The organism is Stenotrophomonas sp. KH_036_B (assembly GCF_057839485.1).
On sequence record NZ_CM174491.1, the window covers coordinates 3,523,307 to 3,546,813 of the forward strand.

Consider the following 23,507-nt stretch of genomic DNA (forward strand, 5'->3'; position numbering starts at 1 on the left):
GCGCGCGCGGGCCGATTGCGGCAGAATCAGGGGCTGCAATCCGCACCGTTGAACGAGTCCACGCGATGAACCAGCCCGACCTCGCCGCCCTGTATTCCCACCATCTCAGCGTGCTCTGCCAGCGCGCCGACGAGGCGCTGGCGCGCGGCGGATTCGACCACCTGGTCATTCCGAGCGGCACCCTGCACTACCAGGCCTTCGACGACCGCGATTACCCGTACGCGGTGAATCCCCACTTCAAGGCCTGGCTGCCGCTGACCAAGGTGCCCAACAGCTGGCTGGTATACACCCCGGGCCAGCGCCCGAAGGTGATCTTCCACCAGCCGTTCGACTACTGGCACGTGGTGCCCGACGCGCCCAATGGCTGGTGGGTGGAGCACGTCGACATCGAGATCATCCGCACGCCGGACCAGGCGCTGGCACTGCTGCCGGCCCACGCTGCGCGGTGCGCGATCCTGGGTGAGCCGCAGAGCGCGCTGGGCGCGTTCATCCCCAACAATCCCGAGCCGGTCCTGCATTACCTGGATTGGCACCGCGCGTACAAGACGCCATACGAGATCGCGCTGATGCGCCAGGCCCAGCGCCTGGGCGTGCGCGGCCACCGTGCGGCCGAAGCGGCGTTCCGCGCCGGGGCCAGTGAGTTCGAGATCCACATGGCCTACTGCAGCGCGGTCGGGCAGGATGCCAATGAGCTGCCGTACGGCAACATCATCGGGCTCAACGAACACGCGGCCGTGCTGCACTACACCGACCTGGGCCGCACGGCGCCGCAGCCGCTGCGCAGCTTCCTGATCGATGCGGGCGCCAGCGCGCTGGGCTATGCCAGCGACATCACGCGTACCTATGCCGCCACCGGACATGACGAATTCCAGGCGATGATCGACGCGGTGGATGCCGCCCAGCAGCAGATGGGCGCAGGCGTGCGCGCGGGCGTGGACTACAAGCAGCTGCACGTCGACGCGCACCTGTCGCTGATGGGCATCCTGAAGGACGTCGGCGTGCTCAGGGTCTCGCCCGAGGCCGCAGTGGCCACCGGCGTCAGCGCGGCGTTCTTCCCGCACGGCCTGGGCCATCTGATCGGCCTGCAGGTGCACGACGTGGCCGGCTTCGCCGCCAGCGACCGCGGCGGCCGGGTCGAGCGCCCGCAGGGCCACCCCTACCTGCGCCTGACCCGCGTGCTGGAGCCGGGCATGGTGGTCACCATCGAGCCGGGCCTCTACTTCATCGACATGCTGCTGGACGAAGTGAAGCAGCGTGGCCAGGCCGAGAGCATCGACTGGAGCCGCGTGGACTTCTTCCGCCCCTACGGTGGCATCCGCATCGAAGACGAAGTGCTGTGCACCGACGGCGATGCCGACAACCTGACCCGCCCGGAATTTGCCAGATGACCCCCGTAGTGCCGGCCGCTGGCCGGCTCCTCATGGAATCGAACACTGCCGCAGTAGTGCCGGCCGCTGGCCGGCTCTTCATGGAATCGAACATGCCGCGGTAGTGCCGGCCGCTGGCCGGCTCTTCATGGAATCGAACATGCCGCGGTAGTGCCGGCCGCTGGCCGGCTCCTCATGGAATCGAACATGCCGCAATAGTGCCGGCCGCTGGCCGGCTCCTCATGGAATCGAACATTGCGTGGAGCCGGCCAGCGGCCGGCACTACGCCATGGAATCGAACATTGCGTGGAGCCGGCCAGCGGCCGGCACTACGCCATGGAATCGAACATTGCGTGGAGCCGGCCAGCGGCCGGCACGGCGCTCAGCGGCTCGCCATTTCTTCTTCGATTTCGTCGGCACTTCGTGCCAGCGCAGCCGTCAGCACGTGGTGGCCGCTGTCGGTGATCACCACGTCGTCTTCGGTGCGGATGCCGATGCCGCGCCAACGCGCTTCCACGCTGCGGTCGTCGGCGCTGATGTACAGGCCCGGTTCAATGGTGAACACCATGCCCGGCTCCAGCAGGCGCGAGTCGCCGGCCAAGCGGTAGTCGCCTACGTCGTGCACGTCCAGGCCCAGCCAATGGCCGGTTTTGTGCCGGTAGAAGCGCTGGTAATGCGCCTCGGCGATGTTTTCCTCCAGGCTGCCCTTGAGCAGGCCCAGCTGCAGCAGCCCTTCGGTAAGCGTCTGCACCGCTGCCAGGTGCCCGGCCTCGTACGGCACCCCCGGGCGCGCCTGCGCCAGCGCGGCCGCCTGCGCCGCGCCAACCAGATCGTGCAGGATGCGCTGCTCGGCGGTGAAGCGGCCGTTGACCGGGAACGTGCGGGTGATGTCGCTGGCGTAACCGCGGTATTCCGCACCGGCGTCGATCAGCACCAGGTCGCCATCACGGCTGCGTGCGTTGTTGTCGCGGTAATGCAGGATGCAGCCGTTGGCGCCCGCGCCGACAATGCTGCCGTACGCGGCCCACGCATCGTTGGCGCGGAATTCGCGCTCCAGGTCGGCCTGCAGCTCGTATTCGTGGATACCCGGCCGCGCCACCCGCATCGCCACGCGGTGGGCCTGCACCGTGATGTCGGCGGCGCGCTGCATCAACGCGATTTCCGCCTCGGACTTGAACAGCCGCTGCTCGTGCAGCAGGTGGCCCAGCTCCAGGAACTCATGCGGTGGCTGCGCCCCATGGCGAACCTGCGCGCGCACCCGGTTGACCCAGCCAATCAGCTTGAGGTCGAAGTCCGCGTCACGACCGAAGTGGTAGTACACCCGCGACCGGCCTTCGAGCAGCCCGGGCAGGATGTCGTCCAGGTCGTCGATCGGGTAGGCATCATCCATTCCGTACCGCGCCACCGCCCCTTCCTGGCCCGCGCGCGCACCGTCCCAGGCTTCGCGGTCGGCATCGCGCTCGCGGCAGAACAGGATCACCTCGCCATGCCGGCGGCCCGGGATCAGCACCAGCACCGCATCCGGCTCCGGAAAGCCGCTCAGGTACCAGAAGTCCGAGTCCTGGCGGAACGGATAGTGCGTATCCAGGCTGCGCACACGCTCGGAGGCGGCCGGCAGCACCAGGATGGCGTCATCGCCGGCCATCTCCATCAACTGCTGGCGACGACGCGCGTACTCGGCAGCGGAAATGCCGGTCAGCGGCTGGATATACATTTCAATTCAGGCGTTGACGATGACGCGCCGCCATCACGCCGTCACCGTGCAGGATCAGCACGGCCACGCGGATGAACTCCTCGATCTCGGCCAGCGCATCCTCGTCGTCATCGTTGCCGCTTTCGAAGTCCTCGCTCGATGCCTGGGCCAGCTTGGCCAGGTCGTTGAGGGCTTCGTCGCCTTCCTCGGACAGCGTCGGGCGGTTTCGGCCCGCGCCCAGGCCGAAACCGCCCAGGAACGCGCGCGCCCAGGTGAACAGCGCATCGGCCTGCGCAGCGGTATCGCCGGCATCGGTCAGCAGCAGTTCGAAGGCGAAGTCGCGGTCTTCCAGCTGTGCCACGCTGGCATGCAGCAGGCGGTCCAGCGCATCGCCTTCGACGGGCGTGGGCAGGTTGTCATCGGCCAGCACCCGTGCCGGCCATTCACGCACCGGCGCGCCGCCAGCGGACAGCCAGCCGCACAGGCCGCCGTGGAGCTCAGCGGCATTGGCGCCCAGGCCCGATGCCTGGCTGGCCTGGTTTACGTCGTCAACACTGGGAAGTTCGGTCATCTTGGGCTCGATCAGGTGGGGCGCCAGCGCAGCCGGCGACCCCGGGTTGGCAGCGTCACAGTGTACCAATCCGCTGGTGGCAGCCGGATGGCGGACGCCCCTGCTTATTATTCGCTTGACCGCCTCCACCGCCCTTGCCTATCGTGCCGGACATGGAACCCCTCGACGCCATTACCCAATTGCAGGCCTTCGCCGCCCGGGTGGAGGCGTTGCTGGACCGGAACCAGCGCCTGGCCGAGGAGAACCGCAGCCTGCGCCATCAGCAGGAGCAGCTGGTCGCCGAGCGCTCACAGCTGCTGGCCAAGAACGAACAGGCCCGCTCCCGGGTGGAAGCGATGATCACCCGGCTCAAATCCCTGGAGCAGCACACATGAGCCAGACCGAACCGGTCAGTGTCCGTATCCTGGATCGTGAGTACACCGTGGGCGTGGGCGCCGAGGAACGCGAAAGCCTGACCGCCGCCGCCCGCCTGCTCGACGCCAAGATGCGCGAGATCCGCGGAAACAACCGCATGGCGGCCGTGGACCGCGTGGCCGTGCTGGCCGCGCTGAACCTGGCACATGAACTGCAGCAGCTGCGCGATGAACACGCGCGCCAGGCGGTGGCCCTGCAGCAGACGCTGGCCGACCTGAACCGGCGGCTGGATCGTGCCATTGATGGCGCGTGACGCGCCGACGCTGCATACGCAGTCTTCATCGATCTGAATTCACCTGCAATCCGACCGACGAACGGCCTATCGCTCGGGACGCGGTTGGCTATAATGGCCGTGCGTTCTCTGCTGTGAACGACGGCGTGTGCAAACATTCGCCTTGTCCCTTAATTACGACCACGGGTGCGCGACGGCGCCGGGAGTGCAAGTCCGCCTTGTAGCGGGAAGCCCGATGGAGTCCCAGCGTACCCACTTGAACCCCGGGTTCAAGGTCGTTTCGCACGCATCGTCACCGCGGAGAATGCAGTATTCCTGCAAGAGCGACGTTCCATCGGGACGTCGCTCTTGTTTTATCCGGCCCCAACGGACCCAGGCATGACCGACCCGCGCTCCGCACTGCGCCAGCAGCTGCGCCAACGCCGCCGAGACATTCCCGCCGCGCAGCGCCTGGCCGCCGCCGAACAGCTCGCCGATGCACTGCTTGCACTGCCATTCGCGCCATCGCACGGCCACGTGGCCGGGTATTGGGCGCTGGATGGCGAGATCGCCCTGCACCGCTGGCAGATGCGCCTGCCCGACACCGCCACCTACTGCCTGCCCGTGCTGGCCGGCGACACGCTGCGCTTTGCGCCGTGGCGCCCGGGCCAGCCGCTGACCGCCAACCGCTTCGGCATTCCCGAACCCGACCTTGCGCTGGACGACACCCTGTCGCCCGAGCAGATGGCGCTGGTGGTGGCACCGCTGGTGGGCTTCGACGCGCAGTGCCGGCGGCTGGGCATGGGAGGCGGCTGGTATGATCGCAGCTTCGCCTTCCGCCACCAGCGCCCGGCGCCACCGTGGCTGGTGGGGGCCGGCTTCGCACTGCAGCAGGTCGACGACCTGCCGGTGCAACCGTGGGACGTGGGTGTGGATGCGATCTGCACCGAGACGTTCACCCAGTTTCCGCGTACCGGCCCCCGGCCGGTACCCACCACGACAGATCCCGCATGACCGCACGCAAGCGTTACTGGCTGATGAAGTCCGAACCGGACGCCTTTTCCATCGATGACCTGAAGCGCGTAGGCCAGGAGCCCTGGAACGGCGTGCGCAACTACCAGGCGCGCAACTTCATGCGCGACGGCATGAAGGTCGGCGACGGCGTGTTGTTCTACCACTCCAACACCAAGGTGCCGGGCATCGTCGGCGTGGCCACGGTAGCCACCGAGGCCTATCCGGACGAAACCCAGTTCGACCCCACCTCCGACTACCACGACCCCAAGGCCACCCGCGAAACGCCGCGCTGGCTGCTGGTGGACGTGGCCTTCGAGCGCAAGCTGCGCGACACCATTTCGCTGGACGAAATCAAGCTGCATGCCGACGCGCTGGGCGAGGGCTTCCCCTTGATCGCGCGCGGCAACCGGCTGTCGATCCTGCCGGTGACCGCGGCGCAGTGGAAGCTGCTGCTGTCGCTGGAAAAGCACTGACCCCTTTCTCTTCACCATTGCCATAGAGAGTGTCCCGCCATGTCCGAAGCCAAGCGCCTGGCCGCAGAAAAAGCCCTGGAATACGTTGAAGACGGCATGATCGTCGGCGTCGGCACCGGATCCACCGTGGCCTACTTCATCGACGGCCTGGCCCGCATCCAGCACCGCATCAAGGGCGCCGTGTCCAGCTCGGAACAGAGCACCGCGCGGCTGAAGCAGCACGGCATCGAGGTGCTTGAACTGAACCACACCGGCAACCTGTCGCTGTATGTGGACGGTGCCGATGAGTGCGACGGCAACAAGTGCCTGATCAAGGGCGGCGGCGCCGCGCTCACCCGCGAGAAGATCATCGCCGAGGCCAGCGAGCGCTTCGTGTGCATCATCGACCCTAGCAAGCGCGTGCCGGTGCTGGGCCGCTTCCCGCTGCCGGTGGAAGTCATTCCGATGGCACGCAGCCTGGTCGCCCGCCGCATCATGGACATGACCGGCGGCCAGCCGGCCTGGCGCGAAGGCGTGGTGACCGACAACGGCAACGCCATCCTGGACATCCACCACCTGCAGATCACCGATCCGGTCGCGCTGGAGCGCGAGCTCAACCAGCTGCCCGGCGTGGTCTGCGTGGGCCTGTTCGCGCGGCGCCCGGCCGATGTGGTGATTGTGGGCGGCGAACCGCCCCAGGTGTTCTGATTGCCCTGGCCGGCACGCCCGTGCCGGCCCAACCGCGAGGATTACGTATGCCCTTCATGCGTCTGCTGCTGCCGCTGCTGTTGCTGCTCACCCTGTCCGGCTGCGCCAGTGCCGGCGCCAGCCATTGGGTGGAACTGGGCGGTGCCCGCTACCAGGTCGAACTGGCCACCAATGACGAAACCCGCGCGCGCGGGCTGATGTTCCGCGACGAGATGCCGGCCGACCACGGCATGCTGTTCCTGCACGACCGCCAGGAACTGCAGGCGTACTGGATGAAGAACACCAAGATCGCCCTGGACATCCTGTATTTCGACGACCAGCGCCGCCTGGTCAGCCAGCAGCGCGACGTGCCGCCGTGCTCGGCCGGCGATCGCTGCCCGCCCTACCCCAGCAGTGGCCCGGCGCGGTACGTGCTGGAGCTCAATGCCGGGCAGGCCGAGAAGCTGGGCCTGCAGGACGGCGCCGTTGTCACCTTCGGCCCGGGGATCGCCGATCGGCCCTGAGCCGGCTTCACACGACGACGCTTGAATCGCGGCGCATTTGTCGCCAGTCTGTGCCCATGCAGGCGCGAATGACATTGCCGGCGTGGGACTCCCTGGCCGAACTGGACGACGAGGCGCTGCCGCTGTTGCCGACCGCGCTGCTGATCGCGCAGGACGAGTACCCCGACCTGGACCCGCAGGTGTATGACGCGCTGGTCCAGAGCCATGCCGACCACCTCCGCACGGAGGTGGACACGATCGAGCCCTGGCCGCTGAAGATTGCCGCCGTCAACCGCCACCTGTTCGACGAACTGGGCTACGGCGGCGACCACGGCGAGTACTACGACCCGCGCAACAGCTACCTCAACCAGGTGTTCGAGCGCCGCCTGGGCAACCCGATCTCGCTGGCGATGGTGCAGATGGAAGTGGCCCGGCGGCTGGGCATTCCGCTGGACGGTGTGTCATTCCCCGGCCATTTCCTGGTGCGGCTGCCGGTCGACGACGGGATGCTGGTGATGGACCCGTTCAACGGCGGGCGCCCGCTGGACGTGGAGGAACTGCGCGAGCGTGCGCGTTCGCACCTGGGTGGCGAGGTGCCTGACGACCAGGTGCTGGCACAGATCCTGGATGCCGCCCCGGCCCGCGCGATCCTGATGCGGATGCTGCGCAACCTGCACGGCGTGTACGTGGAGCGCGGTGAATGGGACCGCGCCGCACGCAGCGCCGACCGCCTGCTCAAGCTCGCCCCCGAACAGGACGACGCCCTGCGCGACCGCGGCCTGGCCTACCTGCAACTGGACTACCAGGCCGGCGCGCACCGCGACCTGCGCCTGTACCTGCAGCGCAATGGGCAGGCCACCGACGCGCAGTGGGTACGCGAAAAACTGGTGGAACTGGGCGGGCGCCTGCCGCGTCTGCATTGAGCGGGGTTCGACCTGCGCGGTGGTGACGGGGATACCGCGCGGGGATCGCCGGCGGCGCTTCAGATCTCGACCATCTCGAAATCGTCCTTGGTCACGCCGCAGTCCGGGCAGGTCCAGGTCTCCGGGACGTCGTCCCAGCGGGTGCCCGGCGCGATGCCCTCTTCGGGCAAGCCATCCACCTCGTGGTAGATGAAGCCGCAGACAACGCACATCCAGGTGCGGAAGGTGGTGGCGGTGGCGTCGGTCATCGGATAATCAGCGGCTGGACAGTACGGTGAATGGTCATTGTCCCACTCCCGCCGCCCTACCGGTAGCCATCCATGAATGCCCCCGCTTCCCCCGCCGCCCGCCCGCGCGGCCTGTACCTGATCACCCCCGACGACGCGGACACCGCCCGCCTGCTGGCCCGCGTGGCCTCGCTGCTGGCCGGAACGACGTGGCTGCAGTACCGCAACAAGACCGCCGACGCCGGCCTGCGCCGCGAGCAGGCCATCGCCCTGCAGGCGCTGTGCGCCGGGCATGGCGTGCCGTTGATCATCAACGACGATGCCGTGCTGGCCCAGGCGGTCGGCGCTGCCGGCGTGCATCTGGGCGGAACCGATGGCGACATCGGCGACGCGCGCGCCCTGCTCGGCCCGACCGCCATCATCGGTGCGTCCTGCTATGACCAGCTGGCCAACGCCGAGCGGGCCATCGCCGCCGGAGCCAGCTATGTGGCGTTCGGCGCCTTCTTCCCCACCACCACCAAGGTCACCCGCAGCCGTGCCACGCCGGACCTGCTGCGGCACAGCGCCGCACTGGGCGTACCGCGGGTGGCGATCGGTGGCCTGACGCCGGACAATGCAGGCCCGATCATCGCCGCTGGCGCCGATCTGGTGGCCGTGGTCGGCGGCGTCTTCGCCGCGGCCGACCCGCTCGCCGCCCAGCGCGCCTATCTCGCTTGCTTCCAGGATCCTTCCGCATGAACCACGACCAGTCCCACGCCCTGTTCACCCGCGCCCAGGCGCTGCTGCCCGGCGGCGTCAATTCGCCGGTGCGCGCGTTCAAGTCGGTGGGCGGCGAGCCCTTCTTCGTCGAGCGCGCCGACGGTGCGTACCTGTATGACGTCGACGGCAACCGCTACATCGACTACGTCGGCTCCTGGGGCCCGATGATCGTCGGCCACAACCACCCGACCGTGCGCCAGGCGGTCAAGCATGCGATCAACAACGGGCTGTCGTTCGGTGCGCCGTGCGCGGCCGAAGTGACCATGGCCGAGACCCTCACCCGGCTGGTCCCGTCGTGCGAGATGGTGCGCATGGTGAACTCCGGCACCGAGGCCACCCTGTCGGCCATCCGGCTCGCGCGCGGCGCCACCGGCCGCAGCTGCATCGTCAAGTTCGAGGGCTGCTACCACGGCCACGGCGATTCGTTCCTGGTCAAGGCCGGCAGCGGCATGCTGACCCTGGGCGTGCCCACCTCGCCGGGCGTACCGGTCGGCCTGAGCGAGCTCACCCTGACCCTGCCCTACAACGACTTCGACGCGGCCACCGCGCTGTTCGCCGAACAGGGCGCGGACATTGCCGGCCTGATCATCGAGCCGGTGGTGGGCAACGCCAACTGCATTCCGCCGCGCGAGGGCTACCTGGAGCACCTGCGCGCGCTGTGCACCCAGCACGGCACGCTGCTGATCTTCGACGAAGTGATGACCGGCTTCCGCGTTGCCCTGGGCGGTGCGCAGGCCCACTACGGCATCACCCCGGACCTGACCACCTTCGGCAAGATCATCGGCGGCGGCATGCCGGTGGGTGCCTATGGCGGGCGCCGCGATCTGATGTCGCAGATCTCCCCGGCCGGCCCGATCTACCAGGCCGGCACGCTCAGCGGCAACCCGGTGGCGATGGCCGCGGGCCTGGCGATGCTGGAACTGGTGCAGGAACCGGGGTTCCACGACCGGCTGTCGGCCGCCGCCGCGCGCCTGTGCGCCGGGCTGGAAGCCGCTGCCGCCGAGGCGGGCGTGGCGGTGACCACCAACCAGGTCGGCGCGATGTTCGGGCTGTTCTTCACCGACCAGAAGGTGGACACCTACGCGCAGGCCATCGCCTGCGACACCGCCGCGTTCAACCGCTTCTTCCACGCGATGCTGGAGCGCGGCGTGTTCCTGGCGCCGTCCGCGTACGAGGCCGGCTTCCTGTCCAGCGCACACGACGACAGCGTGATCGACGCGACCCTTGAAGCCGCACGCGAAGCGTTCAAGGTGGCCAAGGGGTAACGGCAAGCGGGTTTGCGGTCGTTACCTACCGGCCGCTTTGTCTCCGGGTTTCACCCGAAGACAAAGCGGCCTTTCATCAATGCGAAATGGCCGGGGAACGAGCAGAAGAAGGTGTAGTCGCCGCCCTTGCGCAGCGCGGCCGTCGCGAAGGTCACGCTGGTGCTCTGGCCGCCACCGATCACGGCGGTGTGGGCCAGGACGCGCGCGTCCTTCTTCGGCAGGTAGCTGTCGGCCAGCGTCATGCGCATGCCGGCCATCGCCACCGGTGGGTAGTCCGTGGTCTTCGTCAGCACCCAGTTGTGGCCCATCGCCGTGGCCGCCAGCGTGCCGGTATGGCGCAGGGTCAGCTTCACCTGGCTGCAGTCGGCCGCGACCTTGATCTCCTTCTGGCTGAAGCGCATCTGGTCGGTGCTGTCGACGCTGACCGCACACACACGGGCATGCGCGACAGGGGCAAGCATCAGGCCGGCGAGCAACACGGGGGCAAGCAGTTTCACAGCGTTCTCCATCAAGCGGTCGCAGCGATTCTAGACAGCGTCGGCGCAGGTGACGTGCGACGGGATGTCGCAGCGCAGGGCAGCACTGCGTTACCGTAGACCATCGCGCTGCCCGTGAGCTCATCAATGCCGGTCGCCCTGGACTGCCTGCTGCTGGATTTCGATGGCGTGCTGGTCAACTACGCCCGGCAGCTGCGCGTGCGCCATCTGGCCGCTGCCTGCGGGCGCACGTCGGCGGAGGTGCACGCCGCGTTGTTCGACAGTGGCCTGGAGCAGGAGCACGACGCCGGGCTGGACAGCGCGGTGTACCTGCAGCGGCTGGGCGAAGCCCTGGGCGTGCCGGTCAGCGTGGCGCAGTGGCAGCAGGCGCGGATTGCAGCGTCACCACCGCAGGAAGGCGTGATCGAGCGCGTGCAGCAGATCGCACGCACCCTGCCGATCGCGATCCTCACCAACAATGGCGGACTGATGGCGCAGACGATACCGCGCATCCTGCCCAGCCTGGCCCCGATGCTGGCGGGACGTATCCTGTGCAGCGGCGAGCTGGGTGGGCGCAAGCCCCATCCAGCGATCTATCTGCAGGCGATTGAACGGCTGGGCGCACGGCCCGGCCATACCCTGTTCGTGGATGACCTGTTCGTCAACGTGCGCGGTGCACGGCAGGCAGGCCTGCACGCCGAAACCGCGCGCGACAGCCGCAGCGTGGGGAAGGTGCTGCGCCGCTACGCGTTGGCGTGAGGGTGGGTGGTACCCCGCCTGCGCAACCGCCACGCCCTTCTCAGCGAGACGCAATAAACGACTGCACCGCCGCGCGAAGCCGCTTCAGCCCTTCCGCGATCTCTTCATCGGTGATGTTCAACGCAGGCACGAAGCGCAGTACATCCGGGCCCGCCTGCAACGTCAGCAGACCCTGCTCGGCAGCATGATCCAGGATCGCGCCGGCCTGCCCGGCGAAGTCCTTGTCCAGCACCGCGCCCAGCATCAGGCCACGACCGCGGACCTGGCTGAACACCTTGAACTCGTCATTGATCTTCGCCAGCCCATCGCGCAACGCCTGCGACTGGCGGCTCACGTTGCGCGCGATCTCCGGCGAGGACAGCTTGCGCAGCGCCACCCGGGCCACCGCGGCCGCCAGGGGGTTGCCGCCGAAGGTGGTGCCGTGCGCGCCGAACTGCATGGTCTCGGCGACCTTGGGGCCGGCCAGCATCGCGCCGATCGGGAAGCCGCCGCCCAGTGCCTTGGCCAGGGTCACGATGTCCGGCTTGATCTCATCCTGCCAGTGCGCGAACAGCGTGCCGGTGCGGCCCATGCCGACCTGGATCTCGTCGAGCACCATCAGCGCGTTGTGCTGGTCGCACAGCTCGCGGATGCGCTTCATGAAGCCCGGCTTGGCCGGCATCACCCCGCCCTCGCCCTGGATCGGCTCCAGCATCACCGCGGCCACATCGCCGGCGGCCATCGCCGTTTCCAGCTGCACCTCGTCGTTGAAGTCCACGTAGCGGAAGCCACCGGGCAGCGGCTCGTAGCCTTCCTGGTATTTCGGCTGGGCAGTGGCCGTCACCGCCGCCAGGGTGCGGCCGTGGAAGCTGCCGCGGAAGGTGACGATCACGCGCTGGTGCGCCGGGCGCCCCTGCGAGGATGCCCACTTGCGCACCAGCTTGATCGCCACTTCATTGGCTTCGGCGCCGGAATTGCACAGGAACACGCGCTCGGCGAAACGCGAGCTGGTCACCAGCTCTTCGGCCAGGCGCAGCGGCGGTTCGCTGTAGAACACATTGCTGGTGTGCCACAGCTTGCCGGCCTGCTCGATCAGCGCCGCCGTCAGATCCGGATCGTTGTGGCCCAGGCCACACACCGCGATGCCGGCGGCCAGGTCGATGAACTCGCGCCCCTGGTTGTCCCAGACGCGGGCGCCCTGGCCGCGTTCGAGCACCACCTGGCGCGGCTTGTAGACCGGCAGGTAGTAATGCGACAAGGACAGGAGCGGGTCGGAGGCAGCGGCGGTCATGGCGGTCAGGGGTCCGGGAAAGCGTCCATTCTCCCCCTCCACCGGCTGGGGCACAATGCGGCCCATGCAACCCTTCCGTGCCCCCCAGCTCAATCCCGCCACCGAGACCGGCTGGCGCCGGACCTGGTTCGACATCATCTACCGCCACGACACCCGGCCGTCGCGCAACTTCGACCTGCTGCTGGTCTACGCCATCATCGCCAGCGTGCTGGTGGTGATGTTCGACAGCGTGCAGCGCTTCCACATCGAACATGCCGACTGGCTGTACGTGGTCGAGTGGGGCTTCACGCTGCTGTTCACCGCCGAATACGTGCTGCGCCTGGCGGTGGTCAAGCGCCCGCTCCGGTATGCCTTCAGCATCTGGGGCATCATCGACGTGGCCTCGATCCTGCCCACCTACCTGTCGCTGTTCATTCCCGGCGCGCAGAGCCTGCTGGTGGTGCGCGCGCTGCGCATCCTGCGTGTGTTCCGCATCCTCAAGCTGACCCGCTACATCGAAGAAAGCGGCGTGCTGATGGAGTCGCTGTGGCGCAGCCGGCGCAAGATCCTGCTGTTCCTGTTCACAGTGATCACCATCACGATCATCGCCGGTACCCTGATGTACGTGATCGAGGGTCCCAACCACGGCTTCACCAGCATCCCCAGCAGCATGTACTGGGCCGTGGTGACCATGGCCACGGTGGGCTTCGGCGACATCGTGCCGCAGACCGTGCTGGGCCGTTTCGTCACCTCGGTGCTGATCCTGATCGGCTACAGCATCATCGCCGTGCCCACCGGCATCTATACCGCCGAACTGGCCAGCACCATGCGCGATGCCGATCTGGCCGCGCGCCGCGATGCGCGCGGCTGCCCGAAGTGCGGCCTGGAAGGGCATGAGCCGGATGCGAAGCATTGCCGGCGGTGTGGGCATGGGTTGCCGGAGACGTTCAACCAATGAACGCCCTACGCAATGGGTGGTGCGTAGGGACACGCCGCGCGTGTCTGCGCGATAGGCTTACAGCAGGTTGCTGCGTTGGACGAGGTCGTTGTACCTGTTCAACAGCCTCAGCGGCGAGCCGCTGGGGGCCAGGGTCGGGTGATCCAGCCACTGGGTTTCCAGCTTGCTGTACGGGGTCTTGTCACGCACGCGCGCCAGCCGTTCCTTGCTCTCGCGACGGAACTGCTCGGCCGACATCTCGAACGTGGACCACTTGGTGTCGTTCTGCGCCGGCTTGACCTTGGCATGCGCCTCGTCGGAGATCGCGTTGAACGCCGCAACCCGCTCGGCGCCTTCGGCCACGTCGAAGCCATCCTCGCCCATCGTCTCCACCAGCGTCTTGGCTTCGAGCATCATCGACAGGCGATAGAACTCCATCGTGCGCCCTTCGGCCTTCTCCAACGCAGCCAGCTGCTCGCGCTGGGCCTGGTCGTTCTGCTTCTCCAGCGCGTCACTGAAGGTCTCGCTGGCCGTGACGAAGGCGGTCAGCGCGGCCATCAGCGGCGGATGCATCTGCTTGCCCTTGGCGAAGCCGTCGTCCTGGAAATCCTCACGGTCGTAATAGTCGTGCGCGTCTTTGGCCAACGGCGCCATCGCGTGCAGTTGTGCCAGGTAGTCCTTGGCGGCGGCATCCAGTGCCGGTAGCGTCGGCTCGGCGGCCAGCGCGCGGGCGATGCTCTCGTCGCACTGCTTCAGCCGGAAGTCGTCCACCACCGTCGGGCCATAACCGCGCGATTCGCGCCCGGTCGGACCGACGTTTACGTCCTTGATCCAATCGGTATACAGCGCGATACCGCGATGCAGGTTGGCATCCATGCTGTTGTAGCAGTCGATGTAGTCATTGAGCTTGACCGTCAACGACTGCTGCGCGTCCAGCTGCCCGGTAGCCGCCGCGGCGGCCGGATCGGCCTTGGCCGGGGATTTGTCGCCGCAGGCCGCCAGGGCCAGGGCGATCGAAGCGGCCAGCACGGCCGCAGATACCACGTGCTTCATCAACATCTCCGTGTTGAAAACGTTTCCAGAGAGGTGATTCTACCAGCCTACGGCGATGCCGGTCGCCGCGCGCAGGTCACAGGAACAGGTCGGGCAGCAAGGGCCGCGACGGATCCACCGCATAACCGCTGAGGTCGGTGATACCGGCCTGCGCCAATACCTCGTCATCGAGCAGGAACTGCCCGCTGAAACCGGCCGCATCCCGCGTGAGCACCGCGTGGGCGGCGTCGGCCAGGATCTCCGGCGTGCGGCAGCCGCCGATATCCACGCCTGGAATCATGTTGATGGCGTCAGTAGCGATGACCGTACGCGGCCACAGCGCATTGACCGCCACGCCCTGCGGCCCGAATTCCGCGGCCAGGCCCAGCGTAACGAAGCTCATGCCCACCTTGGCCAGCGTGTAACCGGTGTGCGGCGCCCACCACTTCGGGTCCAGGCTCGGCGGCGGCGCCAGGGTCAGGATGTGCGGGTTGGGCGCCTGCAGCAGGTGCGGTAGGCAGGCCTGCGCGCACAGGAAGCTGCCGCGCGAATTGACCTGCTGCATCAGGTCGAAGCGCTTCATCGGCGTATCCAGCGTACCGCGCAGCCAGATCGCGCTGGCGTTGTTGACCAGGATGTCGATGCCGCCAAAGGTATCCACCGCAGCGGCCACGGCCGCGCGTACCTGGTCTTCCTCGCGGATGTCGCACTTCAGCGCCAGCGCCTGGCCGCCCGCAGCGGTGACGGCCTCGGCCGCGCTGTGGATGGTGCCGGGCAGTTTGGGATTGGGCACCGCGGACTTCGCCGCGATGGCCACGTTGGCGCCATCGCGCGCCGCGCGCAGGGCGATGGCCAGACCGATCCCGCGCGAAGCGCCGGTAATGAACAGGGTCTTGCCTTGCAGACTGGCCATCTGGAATTCCTCGGGACGTAGGAACGCATTATGCCGCGCCCGTCAGGCGTTCATGCCCCCGAACGAAGCGCTGCCGGCTGGTTGATCCACCCGATCACGGCTTCGGCCCCTGCCCCTCGTTGTCTTCCCAATGCAGGATCTTCCGGGTCACGAACCGGTACACCGGCTTGCCCGTACGGAACCACAGGTCGCGCACCCACGAATGCCGCTTGAGCAGGCGCTTCTCGACCGGGGTCAGCGACTCGCGGCAGTACATGCGCTTGTGCTTGAGCAGGTGGCGCAGGTCTTCCCGTGCCAGCAGGCGCATCCAGCGCGAGCGCGGGTTGCCGATCACCGCCAGCTGGAAATCGATCAGCGCCGGTGAGCCGTCCTCGCGAACCAGCCAGTTGGCCTCCTTGGCCAGGTCGTTGTGCGCGATGCCGTGGCGGTGCACGCGTTGCAGCAGGCGGCGCGCGGCGCGGAAGTAGGCCAGGTCGCCGCGCGGCGGGCGCTGGTACATGGCGTCGCCGGCCATGTAGCTGCGGTCCAGCCAGCGGCCGTTCCAGGCCAACAGCGAAGGGGTGTCGGCCATGCCATCCAGATGCGCCAGCGCGCGCGCTTCGCGCCGGGCCAGCCACCACGCCGGCAGCCGCAACCACCACGGCGTGGCGCCCAGATCGCGGCGGACGAAGCGCTGGCCGTCCTGCTCCATCAACAGGATGCGGCCGAAGCTGTCGGCCTTCAGGGCGTGTGCGGCGGGCGGGAGCGGGCGATTCATGGTCGCCATTCTAGGCGGCAGATCACGTTCATTGACGACAGATGCCGCACATTGACCGCCGCTGGCCGGCAGTCAGTCACTTTGCTCCCCCTATAATCGACCGATGGACTCGTCATGGATCGATGCCACGCTTGCGTGGATCTCAGCTCACCCGGTGCTTGCCGGCGCGGTCATCTTCCTCATCGCCTTCTGCGATGCGGTGATCGTGCTGGGCGCCATCGTGCCTGCCCTGCCCCTGCTGTTCGCAGTGGGCGTATTCATCGGCCTGGGCCAGATCTCGGGGCCGTATGCGGTGGCGTGCGCGGCGCTGGGCGCCTTCGCCGGCGACGGCATCAGCTACTGGATCGGCCGCCGCTGGGGTGACCGGCTGCGCGGGGTGTGGCCCTTCAGCCGCTACCCGCAGCTGCTCGACCGTGGCGAAACGATGTTCCGCCGCAATGCCTTCAAGAGCATCCTGGTGGCCCGTTACGTCGGCGCGATCCGCCCGTTCGTGCCCGCCATCGCCGGCATGATGGACATGCCCGCGATGCGCTACGTGCAGGCCAGCGCCATTGCCAGCCTGTCCTGGGCCGTGCTGTTCCTGGCCCCGGGCTGGGTGCTCGGCGAGGCCTACGACGCCGTGGCGGCGGTGGCCGGACGGCTGGTCATGGTGCTGGCGCTGGTCGGCGTGGTGATGGGCGTGGTCTGGGCCATCGTGCTGTACGGCTACCGCTGGTCGGCCGCACGCATGGACAGCTGGCTGGCCAGCCTGCTGCGCTGGTCGCAGCGCCATCCCACCCTGGGTCGCTATTCGGTCTCCGTCTTCGATCCGCAGCGCCGCGAGTCGGTGCCGCTGGCGATGCTGGCGCTGATGCTGCTGCTGCTCGGCTGGTGCTGGTTCGCGCTGCTGATGGCGGTGGTCGCGCACGGCGAGCCGCTGACGCTGGACCTGGCCGTACATGACGCGATGCTGGCGCTGCGCAATCCGCTGGCCGACTACCCGATGGCCGCGCTGGCGTCGCTGGGGGCCTGGCAGGTGCTGATGCCGGCCACTGCGGTGACCATGGGCTACCTGATCTGGCGCCGGCGCTGGATGGCGGCCGCACACTGGCTGGCCGCGCTGGCCTTCGGGCTGGCGCTGACCAAGCTGCTGGGTGCCACCGTGCACGTGGTGCGCCCGCCGGATGCGAGCAGCGGCTTCGGCTTCCCGTCGGTGTCGGTGACCATGGCCACCATCACGTTCGGCTTCTTCGCGGTGCTGATCGCCCGCGAGCTGCCCGGCCGTACGCGCGTCTGGCCGTACCTGCTGTCGGGCATCATCGTCAGCCTGATCGGCTTTGCCCGCCTGTACCTCGGCGCGCACTGGCTGAGCGATGTGATCGGCGGCATGCTGTTCGGCATCTTCTGGCTGCTGGTGCTGGGCATCGCCTATCGCCGCCGCTTCAACCGCTCGTTCTGGGTCAAGCCGGTCTCGTGGCTGTTCTACGGCACCTTCGCCGTGGCGGCGCTGTGGTATGCGCCGCGCAACATCGCCGTGAAGCTGGAGCGGTTCGAGCCGGCCCAGCCGGCGCCGGTCAATGTAGCCGCGCAGGCGTGGTGGGGCGAGCAGTGGCGCGAGCTGCCGTCGCGCCGCAACGAATTCGACGATGACCAGCGCTGGCCGCTGGATGTGCAGGTGGCCGGGCCGCTCGAGCCGCTGCGGCAGCGCCTGGAAAGCCAGGGCTGGCGCGTGCAGCCGCAGGCCGGCTGGGAGCAGGCGCTGCTGATGCTGGACAAGTCGGCCACGCCGGAAGAAGTGCCGGTACTGCCCGCTACGCTGGATACCCAGGTCGAATCGATGCTGTTGCTGCGCGCGGGCAATGCCCCCAACGAGATCTTCGCGTTGCGCCTGTGGCCGGCGCCCGCGCAGCTGCAGCCCGGCGACCAACCGCTGTGGCTGGGCAGTGCACAGACATTGCACTACCAGCAGCACTTCCACCTGATTGGCATGTGGCGGCCGATGCGCGGCATCGATCCGTCGCTGAAGGCGGTGCGCGATGCGCTGGAGGGGCTGCCGCAGCAGGTGGAAACGCATCCGGAAACCGGCATGCCGGTGTTGCGGGTCAGGACATATTGAGGCATCACGACCAACGGTCGTGATCTACCGGGGGGCGACCCGGTTGTGATTTAGCAGGTGTGGTCGACCCGGTCCTGATCGACCGGGTGGCGCATCACCAGTTTTCGTCGATGCGGGTCGAGTTTGCCGGGATCCAGCGCAGCAGGTCGTCCAGGCGCTGGTGCGGGTCGTCGTGCTGCAGCAGCTGCAGCCGCTGCGATTCTTCCAGCGGCAGCAGCTCGGCCAACCGCCAGCCCACCCACGCCGCCTCGTCCAGCTGCGCCGGATGGGTCGGAGCGAATGCACTGCCCGCCTGTTCGATGATGTGGCCCAGCACGGTGGCCAGCAACGCATGCTCCGGCCGCAGCTCGTCGTCAGGGTCCGGCAGCGCCCATTCGACCTCGGCCATGATCAGGCCGTTGTCGCGGACCCGCACCTGGCGCACATGGAAACGGCGGTGGCCGCGCAGCCGCAGCACCAGCACGCCATCGGCGCCCATGTCGAAATCATCGATGCGCGCCTCCACCCCGTGCGCCGCCGGTGTCGCCGGCGCGCCCACCTCATTGCCTTCCAGGATCAGGCAGACCCCGAACGGGATGTCCTGCCGGCTGCACTCGCGCAGCATGTCCAGGTAGCGGCGTTCAAACACCCGCAGGCCGAGCGCGGCACCGGGCAGCAGCACCGCGTGCAGCGGGAACAACGGCAGGGTGGCGGTGGAATCGGTCATGGCCATCAGGCCTGCTGCAGCTGGGCCAGGAAGCGACGCGGCGCGCCGTCGAAGCCACCGTTGGACATGAACACCACCTGGTCGCCCGGCTGTGCGACCTGCCCCAGCTGTGCAAGCAGCGCGTCGGTATCGGGGACGGCATGCGCCTGCCCGCGCACCGCGGCAATCACGCCGGCCGCATCCCAGGCCAGCTCGGGGCGGTGCAGGAACACCACCGCGTCGGCCAGCGCCAGCGACGGCGCAAGCGCGTCGGCATGCGCGCCCAGCCGCATCGAGTTGCTGCGCGGCTCCATCGCCACCACGATGCGACGCGCCCCCACCTTCGCGCGCAGGCCTTCCAGCGTGGTGCGGATCGCGGTGGGGTGATGGGCGAAGTCGTCGTACACGGTGATGTCGGCGGCGGTACCGATCACCTCCAGCCGGCGTTTGACGCTGCGGAAGGTGGCCAGTGCCGGCATCACCGTGGCCGGGTCCACGCCCACCGCATGCGCCGCCGCCAGCGCGGCCAGGCCATTGAGCACGTTGTGGCGGCCCAGCAGCGACCAGCGCACTTCGCCCAGGGCCACGCCGCGGTGATGCACGATGAAGGCACTGCCATCGGCATTCACCAGTTCGGCGTGCCATTCCAGCGACGGATCGAAGCCGAACCGTTCCACCGGCGTCCAGCAGCCCATGGCCAGCACCTCGGCCAGGTACGCGTCTTCGCCGTTGACGATCAGGCGACCGCGCGCGGGCACGGTGCGCACCAGATGGTGGAACTGGCGCTGGATCGCGGCCACGTCCGGGAAGATGTCGGCGTGGTCGTATTCAAGATTGTTGAGGATCGCCACCAACGGGCGGTAGTGCACGAACTTGCTGCGCTTGTCGAAGAAGGCGGTGTCGTACTCGTCGGCCTCGACGACGAATTCGCGGCCCTGCCCGACCCGCGCGGACACGCCGAAATCCTCGGCGACGCCGCCAATCAGGAAGCCAGGCTCACGGCCGGCCGCCTGCAGCAGCCAGGTGAGGATGGTGGTGGTGGTGGTCTTGCCGTGCGTTCCGGCCACGGCCAGCGTGTCACGACCGGGCAACACCTGCTCGGACAGCCACTGCGCACCGGAGATGTAGCGCTGGCCAGCGTCCAGCACCGCTTCCACGGCGGGATTGCCGCGCGACAGCGCATTGCCGACCACCACCTCGTCGCAGTCGCGGCCAACGCTGTCCGCCCGATAGCCCGGGTCCAGTGCAATCCCGAGCTGTTCAAGCTGGGTGGACATCGGCGGATAGATCGCCTGATCGCTGCCTCGGACCGTATGGCCCAGTTCCCGCGCCAACGCGGCCACGCCGCCCATGAAGGTGCCGGCAATACCAAGAATGTGGATCGTGCTCATACCCGATTGTCGCCCAAAGCCCACCACCTTGGGGAGATGAGGCTGTAGCGCACCATGCCCCCTGAGTCAGGGGCCGCCGCGAAGCGGCGGGGTCTGGAGGCTGATAAGAAGGGGCCCATGGTTTGCGCAGCGAACCGTGGGGCGACAGCGCGCATGCGATGCCGCTCCCCTGTCAGGGAATCCCCGATAGCGATGTACTGTGAAGACGGACACAATTCACAGCGCCAGCCGCAGTACCCCCGACGGTCCTACTCCCCAAGAGGCCATCCCCAGGGGGGCTCATATTGTGGGGCTCTGAGCAAGCCCGATCGCTGGCGCCTTACACCGCACGCCCGGATCCAACAGGACCGGGCGTGCGTGTGTAGGTTGAAGGGCTTCAGCCCTTGATCGCCGCGTGGATGCGCGCTTCCACTTCTTCCAGCCCGCCCACGCCATCGACGCGTGCCAGGGTGCCGCGACCCGCATAGAAATCCACCACCGGCGCCGTCTGGTCGGTGTAGACCTGCAGGCGCTGGCGCACGGATTCGGGACTGTCATCGGCGCGGCCCTGCTCGGCCGCACGGCCGGCAATGCGCTCGACCAGCAGCTCGCTCGGCACATCCAGCTGCACCACGGCGTCCAGCGGCTGGCCGATCTTGGCCAGCACGGTATCCAGCGCGTTGGCCTGGGCTACGTTGCGCGGGTAACCATCGAGGATGAAGCCCTTGGCCACGTCGGCCTGGCCCAGCCTCGACTCGAGCATGCCCAGCAGGATGTCGTCGGACACCAGGTTGCCGGCGTCCATCACGGCCTTGGCCTGCTTGCCCAGCTCGGTGCCGGCGGCCACTTCGGCGCGCAGCAGGTCACCGGTGGAAATGTGCGCAATGGAGAAGTGTTCCTTCAGGCGCGTCGCCTGCGTCCCCTTGCCCGAACCGGGCGGTCCCAACAGAACCAATCGCATCAACCTGACTCCAACTTGGTAAAAAACGGAAGGGCGCGCGCCCCGGGATTGTCCACAATCACGCTGCACCGCAATACACGCACTTTACCTCATACCGGTAATGTCGCTGCAATGTCCTTCCCCCAGACCAAGGCCACACCATGTCCAAAGGTACCCTCCTCTACGCCCAGTCAGGCGGCGTCACCGCCGTCATCAATGCCACCGCTTCGGCGGTGATCAGTACCGCCAGGGCCAAGGGAATCAAGGTCTTGGCCGCGCGCAACGGCATCCTGGGAGCGCTCCGCGAAGAGCTGATCGACACCTCGAAGGAGTCGGCCGCCGCCATCGCCGCCCTGGCCCACACCCCCGGCGGCGCCTTCGGGTCCTGCCGCTACAAGCTCAAATCGCTGGAGGCCGACCGTGCCCGCTACGAGCGCCTGCTCGCGGTGCTGCGTGCCCACGATGTGCGCTGGTTCCTCTACAACGGCGGCAACGATTCGGCCGACACCGCGTGGAAGGTATCCCAGCTGGCCAAGGCCTTCGATTACGACCTGACCTGCATCGGCGTCCCCAAGACCATCGACAACGACCTGGCGGTGACCGACACCTGCCCCGGCTTCGGTTCGGCGGCCAAGTACACGGCGGTGTCGGTCCGCGAGGCAGCCCTGGACGTGGCTGCCATGGCGGAAACCTCCACCAAGGTCTTCGTCTACGAGGCCATGGGCCGCCACGCCGGCTGGCTGGCCGCGGCCGCCGGGTTGGCCGGGAACGGCCCCGACGAGGCCCCGCACATCATCCTGCTGCCCGAGCGCGCCTATGACGAGGCCGCGTTCCTGGCCAAGGTGAAGCAGGTGGTCGACCGCGTGGGCCACTGCGTGGTGGTGGCGTCCGAAGGCATCCAGACCGCCGATGGCCGCTTCGTCGCCGATGCCGGCGGCGGCACCGATTCGTTCGGGCATACCCAGCTTGGCGGCGTGGCCTCGCAACTGGCCGCCCGGGTCAAGGACGCGCTGGGCTACAAGGTGCACTGGACCCTGCCCGACTACCTGCAGCGCTCGGCACGCCACATCGCCTCGAAGACCGACTGGGAACAGGCGCAGGCGGTCGGCAAGGCGGCCGTGCAGTACGCGCTGAAGGGCCAGAACGCGGTGATGCCGGTGATCGTGCGCAGCAGCGACGCGCCGTATCGCTGGAAGATCGAACCGGCGCCGCTGCACAAGGTGGCCAACCATGAGAAGAAGATGCCGGCCGGCTTCATCCGCCGCGATGGCTTCGGCATCACCGACAAGGCGCGCGCCTACCTGTCGCCGTTGATCAAGGGCGAGGCACCGTTGCCCTATGGCAGCGATGGATTGCCGAAGTACGTGACGCTGAAGAACGTGGCGGTGAAGAAAAAACTGCCTGCGTTCGAGGCCTGAGGGACGCGCGGGTCAAACGTCGGTGAACCGCCACCCCACCGACGTTCAGACCTCCCGAAGCCGTGCGTCAGGCGTTCATGACCCCGGAACGAAGAACAGACACGCGCGGCGTGTCCCTACGCACGGGGGATTCCATTCACCGGCACGCCTTCCCTTCCACCGTCAGCTTCGCCGCGAACATCGGCACCTGCGCGATCTTGCCGGCGGCGGCCTGCTTCTTGGCGTCTTCCAGGTAGATGCGCGACTGGCCCTGGCCGTCGAGTTCGGTCTTCTGCGCGACCGGCATCCGCCAGACCCGGACCACGGCCTGTTGCGCGGGACACGCGGCGCTGGGGACCCGGATCACGTCGTTGAGTTTCCAGCCCTTGGCTTCACTGGGCTGTGCCTTGTCGTAATCGACAAAGCGGGCGCGCGGCTGGCACTGCTCGCTGGTGCGCACCACGGCAAATCTGTAGGGCTGCGCGGCGTCACCGGTAAACACACCTTCCAGGCGGGCGCAGGCCTCGGGGATCTGGCGCAGGGTGTGGGCGGCGTTGACGGCCTGGGGGGCACCGACCGCGCGCTGCAGCTCGGGGGTCTCGGCCGCGGTGGCGGTGAGGGTGGGCAGCAGGGCCAGCAGGATGAGGTGGCGTGGGGACATGGATAAGTCTCCGTTTGGGTGCTGGGAGGCTGGCATTGGGTGGATGAACGGTGTGGCAAGGCGTCGCGCCGGGTGGGACGTGTCTGGTTGCCCGCCATGGGCTGGCACTCCCCCTCGCGCGTGTTGCCTTTGCCGCGGGGTGGGGTGTCT

26 protein-coding genes and 1 other RNA gene are annotated in these 23,507 nt (G+C 68.0%); 15 read left to right on the top strand and 12 right to left on the bottom strand.

What is annotated here, in order from left to right:
* Positions 1 to 65 precede the first annotated feature (65 nt).
* The gene (gene pepQ, locus AC3ITN_RS15630) at positions 66 to 1,388 is read left to right on the top strand and encodes a Xaa-Pro dipeptidase (protein ID WP_489391101.1); all 1,323 of its coding nucleotides are present in this window, start codon (positions 66 to 68) and stop codon (positions 1,386 to 1,388) included.
* A gap of 361 nt (positions 1,389 to 1,749) precedes the next feature.
* On the opposite strand, the gene AC3ITN_RS15635 is transcribed toward pepQ, so the two are convergent.
* A complete protein-coding gene (locus tag AC3ITN_RS15635; protein ID WP_489392948.1) occupies positions 1,750 to 3,075 on the bottom strand; it encodes an aminopeptidase P N-terminal domain-containing protein in 1,326 nt (441 codons plus the stop codon).
* A gap of 7 nt (positions 3,076 to 3,082) precedes the next feature.
* Entirely contained in the window at positions 3,083 to 3,631 is a 549-nt protein-coding gene (locus tag AC3ITN_RS15640; protein ID WP_489391102.1) for a UPF0149 family protein, read from the bottom strand.
* Positions 3,632 to 3,783: 152 nt separating this feature from the next.
* Here AC3ITN_RS15640 and AC3ITN_RS15645 point away from each other — a divergent pair, with 152 nt between their 5' ends.
* From AC3ITN_RS15645 to AC3ITN_RS15680, 8 genes are all read left to right on the top strand, one after another.
* Positions 3,784 to 4,005 (top strand): TIGR02449 family protein, encoded by a 222-nt coding sequence (locus AC3ITN_RS15645; protein WP_313345841.1) that lies wholly within the window; start codon positions 3,784 to 3,786, stop codon positions 4,003 to 4,005.
* Positions 4,002 to 4,298, top strand: a complete 297-nt coding sequence (locus AC3ITN_RS15650; RefSeq protein ID WP_489391103.1) for a cell division protein ZapA — start codon at positions 4,002 to 4,004, stop codon at positions 4,296 to 4,298. Before AC3ITN_RS15645 ends, AC3ITN_RS15650 begins: the two co-directional genes overlap by 4 nt.
* 102 nt (positions 4,299 to 4,400) lie before the next feature.
* A non-coding RNA gene (ssrS, locus tag AC3ITN_RS15655) (6S RNA) lies at positions 4,401 to 4,585 on the top strand.
* 70 nt (positions 4,586 to 4,655) lie between these two features.
* On the top strand, positions 4,656 to 5,270 hold the full coding sequence (locus AC3ITN_RS15660) for a 5-formyltetrahydrofolate cyclo-ligase (protein WP_313345835.1): 615 nt from the start codon (positions 4,656 to 4,658) through the stop codon (positions 5,268 to 5,270).
* The gene (locus AC3ITN_RS15665; protein ID WP_489391104.1) at positions 5,267 to 5,743 is read left to right on the top strand and encodes an EVE domain-containing protein; all 477 of its coding nucleotides are present in this window, start codon (positions 5,267 to 5,269) and stop codon (positions 5,741 to 5,743) included. Before AC3ITN_RS15660 ends, AC3ITN_RS15665 begins: the two co-directional genes overlap by 4 nt.
* A gap of 39 nt (positions 5,744 to 5,782) precedes the next feature.
* Positions 5,783 to 6,430 carry a ribose-5-phosphate isomerase RpiA gene (gene rpiA / locus AC3ITN_RS15670; RefSeq protein WP_313345829.1) on the top strand — a complete coding sequence of 216 codons (648 nt, stop codon included), beginning with the start codon at positions 5,783 to 5,785 and terminating at the stop codon, positions 6,428 to 6,430.
* 47 nt (positions 6,431 to 6,477) lie between these two features.
* The gene (locus AC3ITN_RS15675; protein ID WP_313345826.1) at positions 6,478 to 6,933 is read left to right on the top strand and encodes a DUF192 domain-containing protein; all 456 of its coding nucleotides are present in this window, start codon (positions 6,478 to 6,480) and stop codon (positions 6,931 to 6,933) included.
* 56 nt (positions 6,934 to 6,989) lie between these two features.
* The gene (locus AC3ITN_RS15680; protein WP_313345824.1) at positions 6,990 to 7,835 is read left to right on the top strand and encodes a SirB1 family protein; all 846 of its coding nucleotides are present in this window, start codon (positions 6,990 to 6,992) and stop codon (positions 7,833 to 7,835) included.
* 59 nt (positions 7,836 to 7,894) lie between these two features.
* On the opposite strand, the gene AC3ITN_RS15685 is transcribed toward AC3ITN_RS15680, so the two are convergent.
* Complete coding sequence (locus AC3ITN_RS15685; RefSeq protein ID WP_489391105.1) at positions 7,895 to 8,083, bottom strand: rubredoxin; 189 nt, start codon at positions 8,081 to 8,083, stop codon at positions 7,895 to 7,897.
* Positions 8,084 to 8,155: 72 nt separating this feature from the next.
* Here AC3ITN_RS15685 and thiE point away from each other — a divergent pair, with 72 nt between their 5' ends.
* Both thiE and hemL read left to right on the top strand, forming a co-directional pair.
* Positions 8,156 to 8,800: a thiamine phosphate synthase gene (thiE, locus tag AC3ITN_RS15690; protein WP_489391106.1), complete on the top strand. Its 645-nt coding sequence runs from the start codon at positions 8,156 to 8,158 to the stop codon at positions 8,798 to 8,800.
* Positions 8,797 to 10,086: a glutamate-1-semialdehyde 2,1-aminomutase gene (gene hemL, locus AC3ITN_RS15695; protein WP_489391107.1), complete on the top strand. Its 1,290-nt coding sequence runs from the start codon at positions 8,797 to 8,799 to the stop codon at positions 10,084 to 10,086. Before thiE ends, hemL begins: the two co-directional genes overlap by 4 nt.
* A gap of 50 nt (positions 10,087 to 10,136) precedes the next feature.
* Here the strand turns inward: hemL and azu are convergent, their stop codons facing one another.
* Complete coding sequence (gene azu / locus AC3ITN_RS15700) at positions 10,137 to 10,595, bottom strand: azurin (protein ID WP_313345812.1); 459 nt, start codon at positions 10,593 to 10,595, stop codon at positions 10,137 to 10,139.
* A 114-nt stretch (positions 10,596 to 10,709) separates the two neighbouring features.
* On the opposite strand from azu, the gene AC3ITN_RS15705 reads away from it, so the two are divergent.
* Entirely contained in the window at positions 10,710 to 11,321 is a 612-nt protein-coding gene (locus tag AC3ITN_RS15705) for an HAD-IA family hydrolase (RefSeq protein WP_489392949.1), read from the top strand.
* A 40-nt stretch (positions 11,322 to 11,361) separates the two neighbouring features.
* On the opposite strand, the gene AC3ITN_RS15710 is transcribed toward AC3ITN_RS15705, so the two are convergent.
* Complete coding sequence (locus tag AC3ITN_RS15710; protein WP_489391108.1) at positions 11,362 to 12,591, bottom strand: acetylornithine transaminase; 1,230 nt, start codon at positions 12,589 to 12,591, stop codon at positions 11,362 to 11,364.
* A gap of 64 nt (positions 12,592 to 12,655) precedes the next feature.
* Here AC3ITN_RS15710 and AC3ITN_RS15715 point away from each other — a divergent pair, with 64 nt between their 5' ends.
* Positions 12,656 to 13,528, top strand: a complete 873-nt coding sequence (locus tag AC3ITN_RS15715) for an ion transporter (protein WP_489391109.1) — start codon at positions 12,656 to 12,658, stop codon at positions 13,526 to 13,528.
* 57 nt (positions 13,529 to 13,585) lie between these two features.
* Here the strand turns inward: AC3ITN_RS15715 and AC3ITN_RS15720 are convergent, their stop codons facing one another.
* The 3 genes from AC3ITN_RS15720 to AC3ITN_RS15730 form a co-directional block, all read right to left on the bottom strand.
* Positions 13,586 to 14,560 carry a YiiG family protein gene (locus tag AC3ITN_RS15720; protein ID WP_489391110.1) on the bottom strand — a complete coding sequence of 325 codons (975 nt, stop codon included), beginning with the start codon at positions 14,558 to 14,560 and terminating at the stop codon, positions 13,586 to 13,588.
* Positions 14,561 to 14,636: 76 nt separating this feature from the next.
* A complete protein-coding gene (locus tag AC3ITN_RS15725; protein WP_489391111.1) occupies positions 14,637 to 15,452 on the bottom strand; it encodes an SDR family oxidoreductase in 816 nt (271 codons plus the stop codon).
* A gap of 94 nt (positions 15,453 to 15,546) precedes the next feature.
* Positions 15,547 to 16,209, bottom strand: a complete 663-nt coding sequence (locus tag AC3ITN_RS15730; RefSeq protein ID WP_313345797.1) for a protein kinase family protein — start codon at positions 16,207 to 16,209, stop codon at positions 15,547 to 15,549.
* A 103-nt stretch (positions 16,210 to 16,312) separates the two neighbouring features.
* Here AC3ITN_RS15730 and AC3ITN_RS15735 point away from each other — a divergent pair, with 103 nt between their 5' ends.
* On the top strand, positions 16,313 to 18,304 hold the full coding sequence (locus tag AC3ITN_RS15735) for a bifunctional DedA family/phosphatase PAP2 family protein (RefSeq protein ID WP_489391112.1): 1,992 nt from the start codon (positions 16,313 to 16,315) through the stop codon (positions 18,302 to 18,304).
* Between the two features lie 94 nt (positions 18,305 to 18,398).
* On the opposite strand, the gene AC3ITN_RS15740 is transcribed toward AC3ITN_RS15735, so the two are convergent.
* The 3 genes from AC3ITN_RS15740 to AC3ITN_RS15750 form a co-directional block, all read right to left on the bottom strand.
* Positions 18,399 to 19,010 (bottom strand): LON peptidase substrate-binding domain-containing protein, encoded by a 612-nt coding sequence (locus AC3ITN_RS15740; protein ID WP_489391113.1) that lies wholly within the window; start codon positions 19,008 to 19,010, stop codon positions 18,399 to 18,401.
* 5 nt (positions 19,011 to 19,015) lie between these two features.
* Positions 19,016 to 20,380, bottom strand: a complete 1,365-nt coding sequence (mpl, locus tag AC3ITN_RS15745) for a UDP-N-acetylmuramate:L-alanyl-gamma-D-glutamyl-meso-diaminopimelate ligase (protein ID WP_313345791.1) — start codon at positions 20,378 to 20,380, stop codon at positions 19,016 to 19,018.
* A gap of 376 nt (positions 20,381 to 20,756) precedes the next feature.
* Positions 20,757 to 21,320, bottom strand: a complete 564-nt coding sequence (locus AC3ITN_RS15750) for an adenylate kinase (protein ID WP_489391114.1) — start codon at positions 21,318 to 21,320, stop codon at positions 20,757 to 20,759.
* A 140-nt stretch (positions 21,321 to 21,460) separates the two neighbouring features.
* Here AC3ITN_RS15750 and AC3ITN_RS15755 point away from each other — a divergent pair, with 140 nt between their 5' ends.
* Complete coding sequence (locus tag AC3ITN_RS15755; RefSeq protein WP_313345786.1) at positions 21,461 to 22,717, top strand: 6-phosphofructokinase; 1,257 nt, start codon at positions 21,461 to 21,463, stop codon at positions 22,715 to 22,717.
* A 136-nt stretch (positions 22,718 to 22,853) separates the two neighbouring features.
* Here AC3ITN_RS15755 and AC3ITN_RS15760 read toward each other — a convergent pair whose 3' ends face one another.
* Positions 22,854 to 23,393 carry a hypothetical protein gene (locus AC3ITN_RS15760; RefSeq protein WP_313345784.1) on the bottom strand — a complete coding sequence of 180 codons (540 nt, stop codon included), beginning with the start codon at positions 23,391 to 23,393 and terminating at the stop codon, positions 22,854 to 22,856.
* Positions 23,394 to 23,507: the final 114 nt, after the last annotated feature.

Bases quoted from the DNA above. Each gene is read 5' to 3' on its own strand.
- pepQ (WP_489391101.1), top strand. From the start codon at position 66: ATGAACCAGCCCGACCTCGCCGCCCTGTATTCCCACCATCTCAGCGTG.
- AC3ITN_RS15640 (WP_489391102.1), bottom strand. From the start codon at position 3,631: ATGACCGAACTTCCCAGTGTTGACGACGTAAACCAGGCCAGCCAGGCA.
- AC3ITN_RS15645 (WP_313345841.1), top strand. From the start codon at position 3,784: ATGGAACCCCTCGACGCCATTACCCAATTGCAGGCCTTCGCCGCCCGG.
- AC3ITN_RS15650 (WP_489391103.1), top strand. From the start codon at position 4,002: ATGAGCCAGACCGAACCGGTCAGTGTCCGTATCCTGGATCGTGAGTAC.
- AC3ITN_RS15660 (WP_313345835.1), top strand. From the start codon at position 4,656: ATGACCGACCCGCGCTCCGCACTGCGCCAGCAGCTGCGCCAACGCCGC.
- AC3ITN_RS15665 (WP_489391104.1), top strand. From the start codon at position 5,267: ATGACCGCACGCAAGCGTTACTGGCTGATGAAGTCCGAACCGGACGCC.
- rpiA (WP_313345829.1), top strand. From the start codon at position 5,783: ATGTCCGAAGCCAAGCGCCTGGCCGCAGAAAAAGCCCTGGAATACGTT.
- AC3ITN_RS15675 (WP_313345826.1), top strand. From the start codon at position 6,478: ATGCCCTTCATGCGTCTGCTGCTGCCGCTGCTGTTGCTGCTCACCCTG.
- AC3ITN_RS15680 (WP_313345824.1), top strand. From the start codon at position 6,990: ATGCAGGCGCGAATGACATTGCCGGCGTGGGACTCCCTGGCCGAACTG.
- AC3ITN_RS15685 (WP_489391105.1), bottom strand. From the start codon at position 8,083: ATGACCGACGCCACCGCCACCACCTTCCGCACCTGGATGTGCGTTGTC.
- thiE (WP_489391106.1), top strand. From the start codon at position 8,156: ATGAATGCCCCCGCTTCCCCCGCCGCCCGCCCGCGCGGCCTGTACCTG.
- hemL (WP_489391107.1), top strand. From the start codon at position 8,797: ATGAACCACGACCAGTCCCACGCCCTGTTCACCCGCGCCCAGGCGCTG.
- azu (WP_313345812.1), bottom strand. From the start codon at position 10,595: ATGGAGAACGCTGTGAAACTGCTTGCCCCCGTGTTGCTCGCCGGCCTG.
- AC3ITN_RS15705 (WP_489392949.1), top strand. From the start codon at position 10,710: ATGCCGGTCGCCCTGGACTGCCTGCTGCTGGATTTCGATGGCGTGCTG.
- AC3ITN_RS15710 (WP_489391108.1), bottom strand. From the start codon at position 12,591: ATGACCGCCGCTGCCTCCGACCCGCTCCTGTCCTTGTCGCATTACTAC.
- AC3ITN_RS15715 (WP_489391109.1), top strand. From the start codon at position 12,656: ATGCAACCCTTCCGTGCCCCCCAGCTCAATCCCGCCACCGAGACCGGC.
- AC3ITN_RS15720 (WP_489391110.1), bottom strand. From the start codon at position 14,560: ATGAAGCACGTGGTATCTGCGGCCGTGCTGGCCGCTTCGATCGCCCTG.
- AC3ITN_RS15725 (WP_489391111.1), bottom strand. From the start codon at position 15,452: ATGGCCAGTCTGCAAGGCAAGACCCTGTTCATTACCGGCGCTTCGCGC.
- AC3ITN_RS15730 (WP_313345797.1), bottom strand. From the start codon at position 16,209: ATGAATCGCCCGCTCCCGCCCGCCGCACACGCCCTGAAGGCCGACAGC.
- AC3ITN_RS15735 (WP_489391112.1), top strand. From the start codon at position 16,313: ATGGACTCGTCATGGATCGATGCCACGCTTGCGTGGATCTCAGCTCAC.
- AC3ITN_RS15740 (WP_489391113.1), bottom strand. From the start codon at position 19,010: ATGACCGATTCCACCGCCACCCTGCCGTTGTTCCCGCTGCACGCGGTG.
- mpl (WP_313345791.1), bottom strand. From the start codon at position 20,380: ATGAGCACGATCCACATTCTTGGTATTGCCGGCACCTTCATGGGCGGC.
- AC3ITN_RS15750 (WP_489391114.1), bottom strand. From the start codon at position 21,320: ATGCGATTGGTTCTGTTGGGACCGCCCGGTTCGGGCAAGGGGACGCAG.
- AC3ITN_RS15755 (WP_313345786.1), top strand. From the start codon at position 21,461: ATGTCCAAAGGTACCCTCCTCTACGCCCAGTCAGGCGGCGTCACCGCC.
- AC3ITN_RS15760 (WP_313345784.1), bottom strand. From the start codon at position 23,393: ATGCCAGCCTCCCAGCACCCAAACGGAGACTTATCCATGTCCCCACGC.